Annotated in this window: 15 protein-coding genes; 10 read left to right on the top strand and 5 right to left on the bottom strand. The window is 42.0% G+C overall.

Annotation, left to right across the window (positions count from 1 at the left end; translation table 11 throughout):
- Positions 1-267: 267 nt before the first annotated feature.
- Both MSWHS_RS14110 and prf1 read right to left on the bottom strand, forming a co-directional pair.
- Positions 268-1,086, bottom strand: coding sequence for an ABC transporter ATP-binding protein (locus tag MSWHS_RS14110; protein ID WP_048159244.1), 819 nt, complete (start codon positions 1,084-1,086; stop codon positions 268-270).
- Between the two features lie 48 nt (positions 1,087-1,134).
- Positions 1,135-2,382 carry a peptide chain release factor aRF-1 gene (gene prf1, locus MSWHS_RS14115; RefSeq protein WP_048159245.1) on the bottom strand — a complete coding sequence of 416 codons (1,248 nt, stop codon included), beginning with the start codon at positions 2,380-2,382 and terminating at the stop codon, positions 1,135-1,137.
- Between the two features lie 479 nt (positions 2,383-2,861).
- On the opposite strand from prf1, the gene MSWHS_RS14120 reads away from it, so the two are divergent.
- From MSWHS_RS14120 to MSWHS_RS14150, 8 genes are all read left to right on the top strand, one after another.
- Positions 2,862-3,431 (top strand): YkgJ family cysteine cluster protein, encoded by a 570-nt coding sequence (locus MSWHS_RS14120; RefSeq protein WP_048159248.1) that lies wholly within the window; start codon positions 2,862-2,864, stop codon positions 3,429-3,431.
- A complete protein-coding gene (locus MSWHS_RS22065) occupies positions 3,403-3,534 on the top strand; it encodes a hypothetical protein (RefSeq protein ID WP_255353691.1) in 132 nt (43 codons plus the stop codon). The genes MSWHS_RS14120 and MSWHS_RS22065 overlap by 29 nt, the downstream gene beginning before the upstream one ends.
- A 78-nt stretch (positions 3,535-3,612) precedes the next feature.
- On the top strand, positions 3,613-4,407 hold the full coding sequence (locus tag MSWHS_RS14125; RefSeq protein WP_048129157.1) for a DUF1638 domain-containing protein: 795 nt from the start codon (positions 3,613-3,615) through the stop codon (positions 4,405-4,407).
- A 523-nt stretch (positions 4,408-4,930) separates the two neighbouring features.
- Complete coding sequence (locus tag MSWHS_RS14130; RefSeq protein ID WP_048159250.1) at positions 4,931-5,737, top strand: DUF1638 domain-containing protein; 807 nt, start codon at positions 4,931-4,933, stop codon at positions 5,735-5,737.
- A 223-nt stretch (positions 5,738-5,960) separates the two neighbouring features.
- On the top strand, positions 5,961-7,760 hold the full coding sequence (locus MSWHS_RS14135; RefSeq protein WP_082088145.1) for a glycosyltransferase family 4 protein: 1,800 nt from the start codon (positions 5,961-5,963) through the stop codon (positions 7,758-7,760).
- 56 nt (positions 7,761-7,816) lie between these two features.
- Positions 7,817-8,809: a DUF4921 family protein gene (locus tag MSWHS_RS14140; protein ID WP_048129153.1), complete on the top strand. Its 993-nt coding sequence runs from the start codon at positions 7,817-7,819 to the stop codon at positions 8,807-8,809.
- A complete protein-coding gene (locus tag MSWHS_RS14145; RefSeq protein WP_048159252.1) occupies positions 8,806-9,072 on the top strand; it encodes a hypothetical protein in 267 nt (88 codons plus the stop codon). The genes MSWHS_RS14140 and MSWHS_RS14145 overlap by 4 nt, the downstream gene beginning before the upstream one ends.
- A 268-nt stretch (positions 9,073-9,340) precedes the next feature.
- Positions 9,341-10,504 (top strand): glycosyltransferase family 4 protein, encoded by a 1,164-nt coding sequence (locus tag MSWHS_RS14150; protein WP_048129149.1) that lies wholly within the window; start codon positions 9,341-9,343, stop codon positions 10,502-10,504.
- 97 nt (positions 10,505-10,601) lie between these two features.
- Here MSWHS_RS14150 and MSWHS_RS14155 read toward each other — a convergent pair whose 3' ends face one another.
- From MSWHS_RS14155 to MSWHS_RS14165, 3 genes are all read right to left on the bottom strand, one after another.
- Positions 10,602-11,237: a DUF2150 family protein gene (locus MSWHS_RS14155; RefSeq protein WP_048129146.1), complete on the bottom strand. Its 636-nt coding sequence runs from the start codon at positions 11,235-11,237 to the stop codon at positions 10,602-10,604.
- 75 nt (positions 11,238-11,312) lie between these two features.
- A complete protein-coding gene (locus MSWHS_RS14160; protein ID WP_048129144.1) occupies positions 11,313-11,762 on the bottom strand; it encodes a UPF0179 family protein in 450 nt (149 codons plus the stop codon).
- Between the two features lie 310 nt (positions 11,763-12,072).
- On the bottom strand, positions 12,073-13,143 hold the full coding sequence (locus MSWHS_RS14165) for an NAD(P)-dependent glycerol-1-phosphate dehydrogenase (RefSeq protein ID WP_048129142.1): 1,071 nt from the start codon (positions 13,141-13,143) through the stop codon (positions 12,073-12,075).
- Between the two features lie 771 nt (positions 13,144-13,914).
- Here MSWHS_RS14165 and MSWHS_RS14170 point away from each other — a divergent pair.
- Together MSWHS_RS14170 and MSWHS_RS14175 are read left to right on the top strand one after the other, a co-directional pair.
- Positions 13,915-14,772: a DUF63 family protein gene (locus tag MSWHS_RS14170; protein ID WP_048129141.1), complete on the top strand. Its 858-nt coding sequence runs from the start codon at positions 13,915-13,917 to the stop codon at positions 14,770-14,772.
- A 70-nt stretch (positions 14,773-14,842) separates the two neighbouring features.
- Positions 14,843-15,586: a stage II sporulation protein M gene (locus MSWHS_RS14175; RefSeq protein WP_048129140.1), complete on the top strand. Its 744-nt coding sequence runs from the start codon at positions 14,843-14,845 to the stop codon at positions 15,584-15,586.
- Positions 15,587-15,854 lie beyond the last annotated feature (268 nt).

Genomic DNA, 15,854 nt, shown 5'->3' on the forward strand with positions numbered 1-15,854 from the left:
TTTCTACAACAGTTATCTAAAATTTTAATATAATATGGGCTGGAGCAGAGTATCGATTTTAGGTAAAGAGGGTAAAGTTTGAGATCGATTTATAGTACAAAATCGATAGCTTTCGGGCAAGAAAACTCCTTAACCGATGACCAATGGAATTAAGTTTATTGCCGCAAAAATAATGGATTGAACCGGTTTTTACAATTTGCAGAGTAAGCTTCGATGACTTTTGTTGCAAATTGCGGAACTGCAACTCTGCCTGCAGAACAATCCTCCTCAGATGAGAGCCTGGTAGTAATCTCCTTTTTCCAGGATTTTTACCGGAAGAGAGAAAAGTTCCGAGAGATTGGCATCTGTCAGTATTTTCTCTTTTTTTCCGTCCCTGAAGATTTTTCCTTCTTTTATAAGGATCACACGGTTAATTTCGGGTATAATATCTTCAAGGGCGTGGGTGACCAAAATGACACTTTTTCCTGAATCCGCAATTTTCCGGACGCTTTCACGGAAACTGTGAAGGGCTTTCAGGTCAAGGCTGGTTGTGGGTTCATCTAAAATGAGAGCTTGCGGATCATGCACAAGAGCTCTCCCTATAAGTGCTCTTCTGGCTTCTCCCGTGGAAAGCTCGCACATCAACCGATCCGCAAGGTGAGTAATCTCAAGAAACTCAAGAACTTCTCTTGCTCTGGCTACCATTTCAGGGGTAACCTTGTGGTTATAGTAGATCCCTATGCTGCTGAAATATCCCGAGAGTATGACATCCAGAACTTTTGTCTGACGGCAATACGTCTGCTGAAGATCTCCAGAGACGATTCCCAGTAATTTTCTGAGCTCAAAAACATTCCAGGTATCGTTGCCCATGATTTTTAGAACAAGCCCATCTGGTGCTGCAAGAGGGTGGTATTCTTTTGTAAATGTCTTTATCAGGGAAGATTTGCCCGAGCCATTAGGCCCTATAATTGCAACATGTTCTCCTCGCTCAATAGAAAGAGATACCGAATCGAGGATTTTTTTCCCACCCCTGACAACAGTTACGTTTTTTAATTCAAGCAGGAAAGCAGAATCATTCTTTCCTGAAGAGATCGTTTTCCGGGTCATTTTATCATCTATTCTGGAAGCAATAATTGATGAAATAAATGTTGGTAATTACACCCCTGTACTATATCTGAGGATTGCAGCAATTCCACCAAAAGCTATCATAAATTGAGAGCCTTCGTCGAAATCTGTTGATATAAAAGTAATCCTTGCATCGCCTTTATCGGCGAGTTCTGATAATTCACTAACGATATCAATAACATCCGTGGCTTCAAGTGCAGAACCACATTCTGGACAATTTCCTGCCACAGGAACAGCTTCATTGGGTTTCCGTTTCCTTGTCCGTTTTTTCTCATATCCGCAAATGCTGCATTTGATAGTCACTCTTTCAGATCTCAGGTCTTCTGAAAGTAAAAGAACATCAACTGCCTTTATTTCAAGATTTGCCCGCACATTGTCTTCTCCATAGGATACTTTACCAGACTCAGTAGCGATCTCTTTAAAAAATATTTCCATATCTTTCTTTTGTTTAAATAAGTCAATACCCTGGAGTGTATCCTCTGCTGCATTTATTAACTCAGAAAAACCCGATTCATCCGTATACCCCGTATCAAACAATCCGAGAACCTTTTTCTGAAGCTCATAATGTAGAAATTCACCTTCACTGAACTCTTCTTTAGTCGGAGAATGCCCTCCTATAAGAATGCCTTTAAGTTCAGCTGGCTCTAATTCAAGGAATGCCGCACTTGCAGCATCCCCTATTCTTTTGTAGAAATCATGAATAGCAATGCGTCTGAGTTGTTCAAAACGATGCGCGCTCTGGCCTCCTTTTCTTTGTTTGCCGGGGACCGTAGAGTGGAGATGCCTGATAACTTCAATTTGTTTACCTACAAGCATTCCGATAGTAGCTTCTCTTAAATCAAGAAGTATAAGCCCATAAGTACTGCACTCTCTAAGCATTTCCTCAAGAGGCTCAAGATAAAAAACGGAATCACAGTGATATATATAACGCACAACAAGGTCCGGAGGAATAAGAACTTCGTTCACCATGCCTGTCCTGTTAGCTCCGGTATCGACAGTTCCTGTTAAATAAACTATCCCATTTTCCGGTACTTTGTTAAGAAATTTTAACTTTGCCAGCAAAGAATCAAGTGCTCCCTGTAAGTTCTTGCTGGCAAGTTCAGGCTGAATGTTCGAAGCCTGTTTATGTTCTTCTCTCAAATGATCTGTAACATCTGAAATCTGTTTATCAGGAGGAATATAAAGGGAAATTAATTCTGTGCCCCTTCCACTTTTATTTCTTAGAGTTTCAAGCTTCTTTTTAAATACATATTTTTCATATGTACAGTATTCACCCATTCCAGCTTCCTCCTTCTCTCATACAAAATAGTTGAAGGACCTAAAAAATAATAGAAGACTACAATAATTAAGTTATGCTTTATCTTTTCAAATATATTTTTTTAAATGTTCCTGTAAAACTTCCCTCCACCCCCGCATGCTCACGAAGTGGGCAGATATTGGGCGGTCACTGGTAAAAAAGAATAAGGGATTACAACCAGAATAGGAAATGAGAAATAATTTTGGGACAAATAAGTTTTTATCAGTATCTTAAGTTCTCATAAAATAGGGTAATTGATAGTTATTAGGGTAATTGATAGTTATTAGGGTAATTGATAGTTATTAGGGTAATTGATAGTTATTAGGGTAATTGATAGTTATTAGGGTAATTGATAGTTATTTGGGTAATTGATAGTTATTAGGGTAATTGATAGTTATTAGGGTAATTGATAGTTATTATATACTTAACATCTCTTTTTTCTTTCAATCGGGTGAATGCTATGGATAGAAAACAACGTTCCGAAAAATATGACTGGTTAAGTTCAAAAACTCAAAGCATACTTAAACATTATAGCTGTCCTGAATCATGTAATGGGAGTTGCTGCAAAAATCATATTATCGATTTTAACAGAAAAGAATATGAGAAAATCTTAAAAAATATAGATAAAGAAAGTGTGAATATATTAAAATCGAATGCGGTAAAATCAGAGTTGGAAGGATGTTATAAAGCGATAAATGCTGCCGGGCAGTGTCCATTATTGCTAAACTCAAAATGCAGAATATACAATAATAGGCCGGAAGCATGTAGAAATTTTCCTTTTGTAATTTATCCGGATGCGGAAGCAGGATTCGGTTTAACGTTGTTATTGTGTCCGATGTCTGTTAAAATAATTCAGGATTATGCACAGTGGTATAAATCGGTAAACTCAACAATGTATAGTAAATTAAGTGCCGTGTCCGAACAGTATAAAAACATAGACAAAAATAGTGATTTTTGTATTCAAATGAAAGAGCATAATTTAGAGTCGTTCATAGAATTTCTTGAAAAAGAAGGTTACTACCTGGCCTGAAGCTGAAGAAAAGCCCATTCCGGTTCCAGCCCTGAAAAATCCACCTGTTCCAGAGCTTACCGGGACAGGGGAGAAGGATTCAATTCCGCACTCCCAAAGTTAAAAACCCTCGTTTTCCACTAAGAGTTATTAGCTCTCCCGATAAGGATATTCTTTAATAGTCCCGGGCAAAGTCTATATCATGACAGTGATGGGAATAATTGGCTGCAGGGTATTCGAGGATGAAATTGTCCACGTGCTTTCAAATGATCCTGAAGTTGAAAGGATTTACCTCGTCAAAGACGACGAAAACATCGGCCTCCTGCACAAACTTGAAGTTCAGGGGCTCAAGCCGGTGTTCCTGCCTGTTTACGATATCAGGGTTTGCCTGGAGCAAAGTAATGAATTCAGCGTCATTGTCCAGCTTCAGGAGATAGGACTCCATATAAACCCTTCTGGACTCAAAAGTAAAACATATACAAACCTGAACCTGATGTCAAGGTTTGCAGACGGAATCCTCCTTTTTTACGGGCTTTGTGGGCATGCATTTTCCCGGGTGCAGAAAGATTTTGCCCATACAGGCTGTTCTCTACAACTGCTGCAGGACAGAAGTTCAGGCGTGCCGGCCCAGCCCCTTGCAGACTGCATTGCAGCAGCTCTTGGAGGCAACTCCCGCTACCGGGATATTTTGAAAAACCACAGTGATACTTTTTTCTTAACTCCCATGTGGGCCGCAAACTGGAAATACGCTTTTGGAGTGGATAAGAAATCGCCCGGAAGGTTTGAATTCACCCCTAAAAACCTGAAAGAACTCGGGTATCGAAAAGTTGCAAGAGTTAACACAGGGCTTTCCTACGAACCTGATTTTAAGGAAAAAATTGAAGAATTTGCACTTAACTTCGGTTTCGAGGTCATAGAACTTAAAGGCAGCACTGAAATAGCACAAAAATCGTACAATCTAATGCAAAATATGCTGCTCAAGCCGCTCAAAGCCTGAAAATACTTTGTTCAAAAAGAGTTTTCAGAGTTTTAGTCCTTAAGGATTGACTCAAAAACGATTAACTTTTTTGAAATTCGAAACTATCTTGAAGGCATTACGTTAAGTTATTGGAATATGTCAAGTTATTGGAATATGTCAAGTTATTGGAATATGTCAAGTTATTGGAATACGTCAAGTTATTGGAATATGTCAAGTTATTGGAATATGTCAAGTTATTGGAATACGTCAAGTTATTGGAATATGTCAAGTTATTGGAATATACCAGAGGATTAATTAGTGCATTTTAGTAACGCTCAGGTATATAAGAACACACGTAGACTAATAATTAGATATTTTTAATTAGATATTTCTAAAGATGAAAACATAGTTTTGTAGAAAACCTGATTACATGATTTTTTAAGAATATATCTTTAAGGCAATTTTTGGAAAATTACATGAAATCCCTCCGAAAACGCCCTTCCAGCTTTCAAAAGGGGAAAACCCCAAGTTGCGAGGAATTAAACATACCAGAGGAGTCCACATGTCAGTAATAACCATAATAGGGTGCAGGATGTTTGAAAACGAAATAATGCACCTTATTGAAAATGACCCTGAAATTGGAAAAGTGCTTGTGGTGGAAAACGAAGACTGCGACGGCATCATGAAAAAGATGGCCAAAGCCGGAATTGCACACATCGCTCTTCCTCTTGAAGAGATCCCCGAAAAATCGGCAGGGAAAGATAAAGGTTTAACCCTGATCGTCTACATGCTTGAATTTTCCCTGCATGCAATCCCTGAAAACCTTAAAAAAACCGTTTATTCAAAAGTAGAACTTATGGCACCCTGCTCGGATGGAGTCCTGCTCTTTTACGGGCTTTGCGGAAACGTGCTCGGGAATATTGAAAAAGACTTCGAAGCCCTGGACTGCAAAGTCTGTATCCTGAAAGAAGAAAACGGAGATATCGTTGACGACTGCATCAGTGCTGTGCTCGGGGGTAGAGGTAACTATCAGAAGGTCCTGAAAAACGGCAGAGATGGAGCGACCTTTTTCCTGACCCCAATGTGGGCTGCAAACTGGAGAGAAATGCTTCGGGCTGCAGGCATGACTCAGGACCCGAATAATATAGAGATGTCGAAGTTTGTCTTTGACTATGCGGGTTACAAAAAAGTTGCAAGGATAAATTCAGGTCTTGCCTACGAAAAAGACTTTGATGCCTGTGTAAAGGAATTCGCTACACTCTTTGAGTTTGAGGTTACAGAACTCGAAGGGACACTGCAGCTTGTAGAGAATTGTTACGCAAAAACAAAAGCTTCAGTATTCGATGCCTGCCCTCACATCCAGGCTTAAAGCCCGGATCTGAAAACTTTTTTCCCCGGCTCATATTTTTTTCCTTCCTTAGCCAGGCTTATGTGTCCCAATCCTTATCCTGTTTAATCCTTACCCTGTTTATAGTTCCCTTCCTTCTCGCCCTTATCAGTTTCCTTTATCAATTGATAGGTATTAATATTCACAAGGAATTAAAAATAAACATATAATCTAAAGGCAAAAAACCTGAGGGGGAATTCAGGACTTGGGAAACCATTTCATAATACTTGCCGGAGAAGAGGCAGGTCCTGCATCAAATAAAATGGGCGGGATTTGGAACGTCATTAATGAAGAGGCACATACCCTTGCAGCTCTTTTTGACTCTGGAAAACTAAAGGCAAAAGAAGATACCGAAATCCTTGTTGCGGGCCCATATTTCGGGCACAGGGGGGCGGACTGGAACCGGGGTTTGAACAGGATTACAGATATGAACGGGCTTGCCCCTCTCAGCACTGATGGAGAGCTGGAGAAGAGTCTGAAAACCCTTGAAAGTGAAGGCATTAAAGTTTTCACAGGAGAGGAAATGGTAGGGGAAACCCGGATAGGTTACCTGCAATTTCAGACTTCTGATTTTGGAAAAATCCGCTCAACGTATATGGGGAAAGAGATAACTCTCGAAAGCAAGGTCAAAGCCGAAGCCTATGAACTCCTGGGGCTTGACTCCCTGAGATACGAAAGCATGCCAAATGGTGCGGAATATACACATTACCTTTCTCTTTCGCATTCGATTTCTGAGCTTATCCGGCTTCTTGTAAGTTCAGCTCCTAAAACTGCCGACACCTGGGCAGAAGAAACAGGTTCAGGTAAAGATTTAATTCCCTGTCCCGGGGTTTCTCTGCACTGCCATGAGTTCGGGGTATTTTATGCACCTGCGAGACTTAAGAAACTGGGGGTCCCGGCAAATACTGTCGCAACCCTGCATGCTACTCTTCCCGGCAGGGCTGCCGGATATAATTCCATTCAAAAAAGAAGAAATAATGATAGTACATGGCCTCCGGGTGTGCCTGAAAACCTTGCCTCCCTTGAAGCCCTTGCGCTGTACTCAGACACGGTTACGGCAGTGGGGGAGTCTACGCGCCAGGAAGCCAGACTTTTTTACGGCATTACCGGGATTGTCATCAGAAATGGAATAACGATCGCATCCGAAAAAATAGATTGGGATCGGAAAGAACGCTGTCTCGCAAAGATCCGGAATTTCCTTTCCGAAAACCTGTACAGGTATTATGGAGGGGAAAAGATCGAGCCCGAAAAGATCATCCCCATTTTCACAATCTCCCGCATAGAGGTTGAAAACAAAGGGTACCCTGACCTTCTAGATTCCCTTGTAGCTCTCAATCATATAATAAGGAACAGCATCATGGAAGGGCATATGGAAGAGGGGATAAAGGTGATCTGCTTCCTTGTAGCAGCAGAAGGCCCAAAAACCAACCTTCCAGAAGGGTTCCCTATAAACCTGCCAAAAGACGTGCTTGTAGGAAACGAGCTTAGGCTTCAGCAGATGATAGAAGAGAAGGGGCTTGATTTCGCAAAAATGGTAAGAGGAAAGTGTTCAGTTGCAGCTGTGCTCTATCCCCAGATCATCTCAACTGAAGACGGTGGGCTGGGAATGGGAGCAAGGGATTTTATGGCAGGCTGCTGTGCTGGAGTGTTTCCTTCCCGCTATGATCCTTTCCTGCTCACAGGGCTTGAAGCCGGAAGAGAGGGAACCCCAAGTGTGGTAAGCCGGGTCTGCGGTTTTAGTGATGCCATAAAAACTATCGAATCCCTGGTAGAAGTCCTGGGAGGAGTAATAGTTGTAGACAACATAGACCTCTCTTACTACGAGACCGTCCTTGACTACGCTCTGGCAGTCAGTTACTTTGCCAGAAATTTCATAGACGACCGGGTGAAATATAAACTTCTCTGCAGGGAAGCTTTTCTCCTTGCAAAGGACATGGACTGGGAAAAACCCACAGCCCAGTATTATGAACTGATAAGCGGGGCACGCTTCTGTAAGCAGGATTAATGAGGTTTCCGGGAATGGGTAAAAAGAAACAAGGAGCGAGTTGAGGTTTTCCGAAAATGCCAGAAATAAGAAAGCATTATTTTCTCCCCGAATACTGCATAATTGCTGAAGAGAGGGCTAAAAGACCTTCGGATTTTGCAGGGGCAGCCGAAACTTCCGAAAAAAACACCTCTGAAAGCTGTGTGTTCTGCGGGGGAAATGAAGAAAAAACGCCTCCTGCAACTGCAGTATATAAGAATGGGGGGGTCTTTGCCGATACCGGGGAAAAAAGAGTGCTCAACTGGGATTTTCGCTGTTTTCCAAACCTCTATCCTGCACTTTCTCCTACCCCGCTTCCCCCCGGATTTCACGGAAAAGGGCTTGAAGCTTTCCCGGGTTTCGGATTCCATGAGGTAATAGTGGAGTCCCCTGTGCACGGGAAAAAACTGGAGGATTTCTCTGACACTGAAATATCCGGGCTTATGAGGGTCTATAAAGACAGGTTTTGTCATTACGCCGCCCGGGAAAAAATCCGTTATGTCTCCCTGTTTAAAAACTCTGGAAAAGCTGCGGGCGCTTCACAGGACCACCCGCACAGCCAGCTCCTCGCCCTGCCGGTTTGCCCTCCGATTCTGGAAAGGGAACTGAAGGCTATTAGAGAAAAAGAAAAATGCCCTTACTGCACTCTCCTCGAAAAAGAAAAAGTCTCAACACGCCTTATCCAGGAAAATAGCAAATTTGCGGCTTTTGCCCCTTATTATTCAACAGGACCCTTTGAAGTATGGATTCTTCCAAAAGAACATATCAGTTTTCTGGGAGATTTCAGTCCGGAACTCCTTTTTGCTCTTGGAGATATTTTGAGAACAGTTCTCAGGAGTTACGCAAAAGTACTCGGAAACCTGCCCTATAACCACATGTTCTACCAGCTTTTTGAAACTCCGGAGTACCATCTAAACCTCAGGCTGCTGCCCCGGATCTCCACTGCTGCAGGGTTCGAACTGAATACTGGAATTTGCATCAACACGGTTTCTCCGGAAAAGGCAGCCTCATACCTGAGGGGGGATGGATGAGTTCTCTCAGGATAAATCCGGGAGAAGAAATAGAAGAAATTGAAGAAATAGAAGAAATTGAAGAAATAGAAGAAATTGAAGAAATAGAAGAAATTGAAGAAATAGAAGAAATTGAAGAAATAGAAGAAATTGAAGAAATAGAAAAAATTGAAGAAATAGAAGAAATTGAAGAAATAAACAACTGGAGTGAAAGTTTACAGTGTAAAACATATGGAAAAACCAATGGAGATATATTTATGTACAATCATATAGGAATAAAGTGAGGGAAGTATAAGAGATGTATCCGTAATGCGAAAATTGTTCTGTAGACCAGGTATATTAGATAATTCCTGTTTAGAACAGGTACGTGAAGGGTTAGGGGAATAAGTACAAAGTAATCACAGCAGGGAAAACACAACCTGAGTTTACCAACCTGGAAAATAGATCTTAGTCCGGTAAACTGAGGAAGTTGAACAGCACAGGCTGGGGGAAACCTGTAACTTTTAGCAGCCGTGATGTCCTTCACTTTGACAAAAAGGAATGAGTGAGTCCATGAAAAAGATTCGTATAGGAATGTTTAGTTGGGAAAGTTTGTATTCGATACGTGTAGGAGGGATTTCCCCTCATGTATCCGAACTCTCTGAAGCTCTGGCAGCTGAGGGTCATGAAGTTCATCTTTTTACCAGAGGCTTTGAAAATAATGATGATATAATCAAGGGAGTCCACTACCACAGAATTGCATGCGACCGGACTGGAGGAATAGTGGAGCAGATGAACAGGATGTGCGACGCTATGTATTGTCGGTTCCTGGACGTGCAGGGGGAGGCAGGAGAGTTTGATATCCTCCACGGGCACGACTGGCATCCTATAAATGTCCTCTGCAGGATTAAAGCCCAGTTTGGGCTGCCTTTTGTCCTGACCTTCCACAGTACGGAATGGGGACGCAACGGAAACCTCCACGGAGACTGGTGGGAAGCAAAAGAGATTGCGCACAGGGAATGGCTTGGAGGGTATGAAGCTTCCGATGTAATTACGACATCTACGGTTTTGAAAGACGAAGTCAGGCACATATACAAAATTCCCGATTATAAGCTCTGGGAGATCCCCAATGGAATAAATGTGGGTAAAATAAGAAGGGAAGTTGATCCTGGAGATATAAAAAGAAAATACGGAATCCATCCATGCCTTCCTGTAGTACTCTTCACCGGAAGGATGTCCTACCAGAAGGGGCCTGATCTGCTCGTTGAAGCTGCAGCAAAAGTCCTGAGGAAGCGGGATGCCCAGTTTGTGCTCATAGGAGAAGGAGATATGCGGGTTCAATGCGAAAATCAGGCTCAGAGGCTTGGCATTGGAAACTCCTGTGATTTCCTTGGTTACGCCCCGGACAATATTGTCATAGACTGGTTCAATGCCTGTGATCTTGTATGTGTCCCAAGCCGGAACGAACCCTTCGGGATAGTTGTGCTTGAGGCATGGGATGCAAAAAAGCCTGTAGTTGCAAGCGATGCAGTCGCTCTTGTTGAAAACTTCAGGACAGGAATAATTGCTCATAAAGAGCCCTCTTCCATTGCCTGGGGCCTCAACTACGTACTTGAGGGGCTGGGCCGCAACAGGATGGGAGAGAAGGGGTACGACCTCCTGAAAAAGAAATACAACTGGGAAACGATAGCTGAAAAAACCCTGGAAGTATATGAAAAAGTAGTCGAAAAAGCCTGAATACTTAGAAAATATGGGTGCTTAAAAGCCTGAATACTTAGAAAATATGAGTGCTTAAAAAAGCCTGAGTGATTAATAAAATTTAAAGAGGAAGATGTTATACGGTGTCTTCCTCATCGTCTTCATCGAATTCTTTATAACTGTCGCTTCCTACCATCGCTGCTGAGATTGAGTCAATCCCGTCAAGCCATTCTGCAACAATGCCGTATGGAAGCTCAGCCATAACCTCTTCTGGCAGGTTTTGTCCTTTGAGCACGATTGCCCCGCACTGTGCAGTGTAATCAAGAGCAAGTTCAAGGTTATCCGAGGCTTCGGCATCGATAGCTGCTTTTATAAGTTCTTCGATGTTTGATTCTTCCTCATAGTCACCCATAACATAGCATTCAAAGGCGACAAGCGCCCCCATCAAAGAGGTCTGTACCGAGTCGATCATAAGGTCAATATCTTCAGTAATGGGGTCGACCTCGGAAAGCACGATATCCCTGATCTCCTCAAGAATCTTTAAAGCTTTTTCTTTAGCGAGCAGATCTTTTTCAAAGCGAGCGATTACTTTCAGGCAGGCAAGGATCACGTCATCGACCATATTGACGAATACAGCGCTTTCCTTTCCGGCTTCTTCTTCGGATTCTTTTATTTGAAAACCACTTTCCCTTGCCCGTCCGAGCCAGTTTTCCCAGCGCTTTTGGGTATAAAATTCATAGGGGGGGACCTGGTTCATTGCATGTTCAGGCACTTATAACACCGCTTATATACTTTTTTTATTAATTAATAATCAATCTTACTATTACTAAAAGGTGTTTGTTTAGGTTCACCAGGCAAGTTTCACTTTTTTTAAGGAATTGCCTGCTTCACATTTTGAGTCAAGGCTCTCAAGGACCTCTACAATTTTGCATTTGTCCCCTTTTAAAAGCCCTTCTGGGTGGCAGATTTCATACACACTGCACTCTCTCTTGCCACATTTGGCGGGCTCATACATAATTTTTGCCCCTTCAACGGCTTTTCTCGATTCCATGGTTGTCAGGATAGGAGCCCGGCTGACATCCACAGCAAGCACTCCACTGTCATGCAGGAAACATTCGTGTATGTCTTTACTTTTTACTCTTTCGATTCTATATCTGCGTCCTGGTTCAAGGTTAAGGCAGGTATTCTTCAGCCGGCATTTTTTGCACTCAGGCATTTCACCTTTGAATATAAATTCCAGCCCTTCCCTTGCCAGCCGTGATCCTATGAGTGTTATTTTGGTATCGCTTTCTGTCATAATAGTTCTTCCGTTTAAATTAATTCTGGCATTTATTGGTTTATCGGGATTCCTGGAGCTTATCCCGAAATATTTTGAATTAGTATTGAGTTTTGAATTAGTATTGAGATTAAACCTGAAGTAAGGCACTTAAGACGGATTATCCTGAATAAATTGAATTCTTTTAAACTCAAGTGGGCCGTTGACACTTATTAGATCTGAACCACTAGATCTGAACCCCGGCTTTAAAGGGTTCTGAGATATCATTATGTTTATTGTTATTATATTTCAAACAGTTGCCGATTTTCTGCTTTGGTCTGAAAACAACTTTTCAACTTATGACCTTTGTGATTCTTGCAACTTTTTCGGCTGCCGAAGGAGTAAGCCCGTTTCCGAGAATTGTGTAGCGGTCCGGGCGAATACTGTGTGCATGTAACAGGGCTTCGACTATATATCTATCTGCTATTCCCAGCTCTTCTGCAGTTGTAGGAGCCCCGATCTTTTTTAAAGCGTCTCTGATCTCCTGCCAGTCTCCTCCGTGCAGGTACATCATCATGATTGTACCAACTCCGCACTGTTCTCCGTGTAATGCAGGCTTTGGGGCAATCCTATCAAGGGCGTGGCTGAACATATGTTCCGATCCTGAAGCAGGTCTTGAAGAGCCTGCAATGCTCATTGCAACCCCGTTTGAGACAAGAGCTTTTACCACAAGCCTAGCAGACCTCTCATGATCCGGTTTTATCGAGTCGGCAGATTCTATTATCACCCGTGCTGCCATGCGGGAAAGAGCTGCCGCATATTCCCCGAAGTACTCGTTTCGGAGTCTGCTTGCAAGCTCCCAGTCCATTACTGCCGTGTAATTGGAAATAATGTCTCCACAGCCAGCTGCAAGAAATCGGAATGGAGCCGCCGATATAATTTCTGTGTCCGCGACTACGGCACTGGGGGCCTGGGCCTGTACTGAAGAATTTTTTCCATTGTCAATTATTGAAGCTCTGGAAGACGCAATGCCGTCATGAGAAGCTGCCGTCGGCACACTGATAAAGGGAATTTCGAGCCTCGTTGAAGCAAGTTTTGCAAGGTCAATGGACCTGCCGCTTCCTACACCGAGAAGATAAGTCGCCTCTGTCTCGAGGGCTTTTTGCATTATTTTCTCGATTTCCTCCATGGTTGCCCTGCAGGTAAGGACCGTTTCTGCGCTGCTACCCGCGTTTTCCAGGAGTTTGCTCACTCTTTTACCCGCAACACTCCGGGTAGTGTTCCCGGTCACTATCAGCGCATTTCCTTTCAGTTTCAGGTCCCTACAGACATCTCCAATTTCCTCAAGTACACCATGCCCGATAAGCACGTCCCTTGGAAGCTGCATCCATTTTGCGCTGTTTTTATTGATGGTCAATTTCATACCCGCATGAATTTTTAGTTGTGATAAAGATATAGTGTATACTTTCTTTAGTGTATACTTTCTTTCGTAAACACGACAGGTTTAGACCAGCCGATAGTAAAGCTTACTTACTTACTTACCTACTTACTTATTTACTTCGGATTAACATATCAACTGTCACTGCAGATATCTCTAATCATCCGGGTATTTAACATCAGCAGATACCTATATAGGCATCTCATATCGCCAGGTGATTATACCTGCAGAAAACATCAATAACTTCTCAAATATAAACAACTTCTCAAAATATAATATGCATAGTTTTATAGGAGAACTCAATTCATTAATTTAATTCTTAAATGATATTAATAACACAATTCTAAACATGGATATTTCGCCAGGGGAATTGCTTAAATCAATTCTCTCTTAAATCAATTTTCTCTTAAATCAATTCTCTCTTAAATCAATTTTCTCTTAAATCAATTCTCTCTTATTGAAGTCTATTAACTATTACCTTTTACAGATTCAATTGCATAAAATAATTATATAACTAAAGTGATATAATATCCTTGTAATATAACACCCATATAATATGTTTGCTTTTCCTGAAACAAAGCTTCGAGAAGGCAAAGAAATATCTGTAATTAAACCGAACACCGGTCACCATTGAGATTATTACATTTATAGTTTAGAAATAAGTTTGTTTCAGATATATGAGCCAGTATGCAAATTCAGCTATGTACAGTAAGTATTAATTGTATTAGGTTATTGCCATTTTGAATGAGTGATCAGATGAGTATTTTAGCGGATAAGATTTCACAATTTATCAATACCTATTATCTGGACCCCATAAGGGGCGATGAAGGGTATAACCTTGTAAACACCTTTACCTGGGCAGTGGTACTGGGCATTTGTATTTTCGGGGTTTTCAGGCTCCTTAATAAGCTGGAAGTAAAGATAACCCCCAGGTTTATCCTCTCACTCCTGCCATTCGTACTTGCAGGCTCTTCTCTGCGCGTGCTTGAAGATTCTCCTGCGGGCATCTTTCATCCTCCTTTCTCCTATTTGCTTATAACCCCGAATATCTATTTCCTGGTCTTCGGGGTAACCGTAATCTGCCTCTGGCTCTCTATTAGGCTGCAGAAGGCAGGGCATGTGAAGGATTTTCACCTCGTTTTTGCAGGTTTCGGACTTGCCTGGTTTTTATTAAACCTTGGCACTCTGCTATATTTTGAGAACATTGTAGCCGCTTATGTTCCGATCTTCGTAATTGGAGCAGGGACAGGGTTGACCCTTGCCTTTTACCTGGTTGCCCGCCATTTTAAATCCTCGATTTTTACCGACCCTCTGAACCTGTCCATCCTGCTTGCCCATATGATGGATGCATCTTCGACATACATAGGGATAGATAAACTGGGATACTTTGAAAAACACGTGCTTCCGTCTTATCTCATTAAACTTACTGATACCGCATTGGTTATGTATCCATTGAAGCTAATTATCTTCGTAGGGGTTCTTTATGCACTTGATACCCAGTTTGAGAAAGATGATGAGTCGGAAAACCTGAAAATGCTTATTAAGATGGTTATTTTGATCCTCGGGCTTTCTCCGGCAACCCGAAACACAATCCGAATGATGCTGGGAATCTAAAAGAAATGGTAAACAGGTACCTGCAGCTGACACCAGGATTTAATATATTAAATCTTTATGGGGGATAAACATGGAAAGAGAGGAAGACGATTACTTGCGGGAGAGAAACGAAGAAGTAGGAGCAGAAACTCCTGAAGGAGAGAGGGAGGAAAAAATATATACTCCAGTGGAAAATGCCTTTTTAGCCGATACCGGAGATGCAAAATCCCAATCCGGAGGAAGAAGTGCCTCAAAAGTATCTGAGTTTACCAGTTATCTGCGTTTTATCTGGCCATATGTACTTATCATTACCTTTGTATTCTTCGGGGCGTTGCTTGTGGGCTATACTTCATTGGCAAATTTTCCGGATATGGCTGATAAGCTCATGGAAGGTTTCAGCTCCCGTTTCGCACCCCTCCTGGCTATGCCCCCGATATTCATTATGCTTGGAATCTTTCTTAACAATGCCTTTGTAAGCCTGCTTTTTCTTGTACTCGGGCTTGCTTTTGGCGTTCTCCCAGTAATGTTTATTGCCTTCAATGGATATGTTGTAGGAGTTATCTCACACTTTGTAGCCCAGGAAAAAGGTCTGCTTTTTATAATACTTGCTCTGCTTCCGCACGGGATAGTGGAACTGCCCATGGTATTCCTGTCAGCTGGAATAGGGCTAAGGCTTGGACACCAGGTTTTCTCTGCCCTTATAGGCAGGTCTACCGAGATTAAAAAAGAATTTAAAGAAGGACTGAGATTTTATTTCCACTGGATTTTGCCTCTCCTCTTTCTGGCAGCTATAGTTGAGACCTTTATTACACCTTTAATCCTTAATTTCCTCTAATAATCAGATAAAATAGAGGCTGCCATGGGAGGCAAACCAGTCCTCCAGCTTACCCTCTATTATATAAATGATTACTTCTATTAGAAAGGGTTTTAATAGGTAAAGCTGTTATTGGGAAAAATCCAATCAGAGTTTTTATTTCATAAAATCTGGCAGGCTCCCACCGGGGCCTGTATTTCAGGCATATCATCCAGGATGTCAGGTTAAGAATCATAAAGGATCACACCTGATCACCATCTCACAGAAGTATCAATACCTCGAAAAAGCT

Origin of the sequence: Methanosarcina sp. WWM596, assembly GCF_000969965.1 — an archaeon.
Lineage (GTDB): Archaea > Halobacteriota > Methanosarcinia > Methanosarcinales > Methanosarcinaceae > Methanosarcina.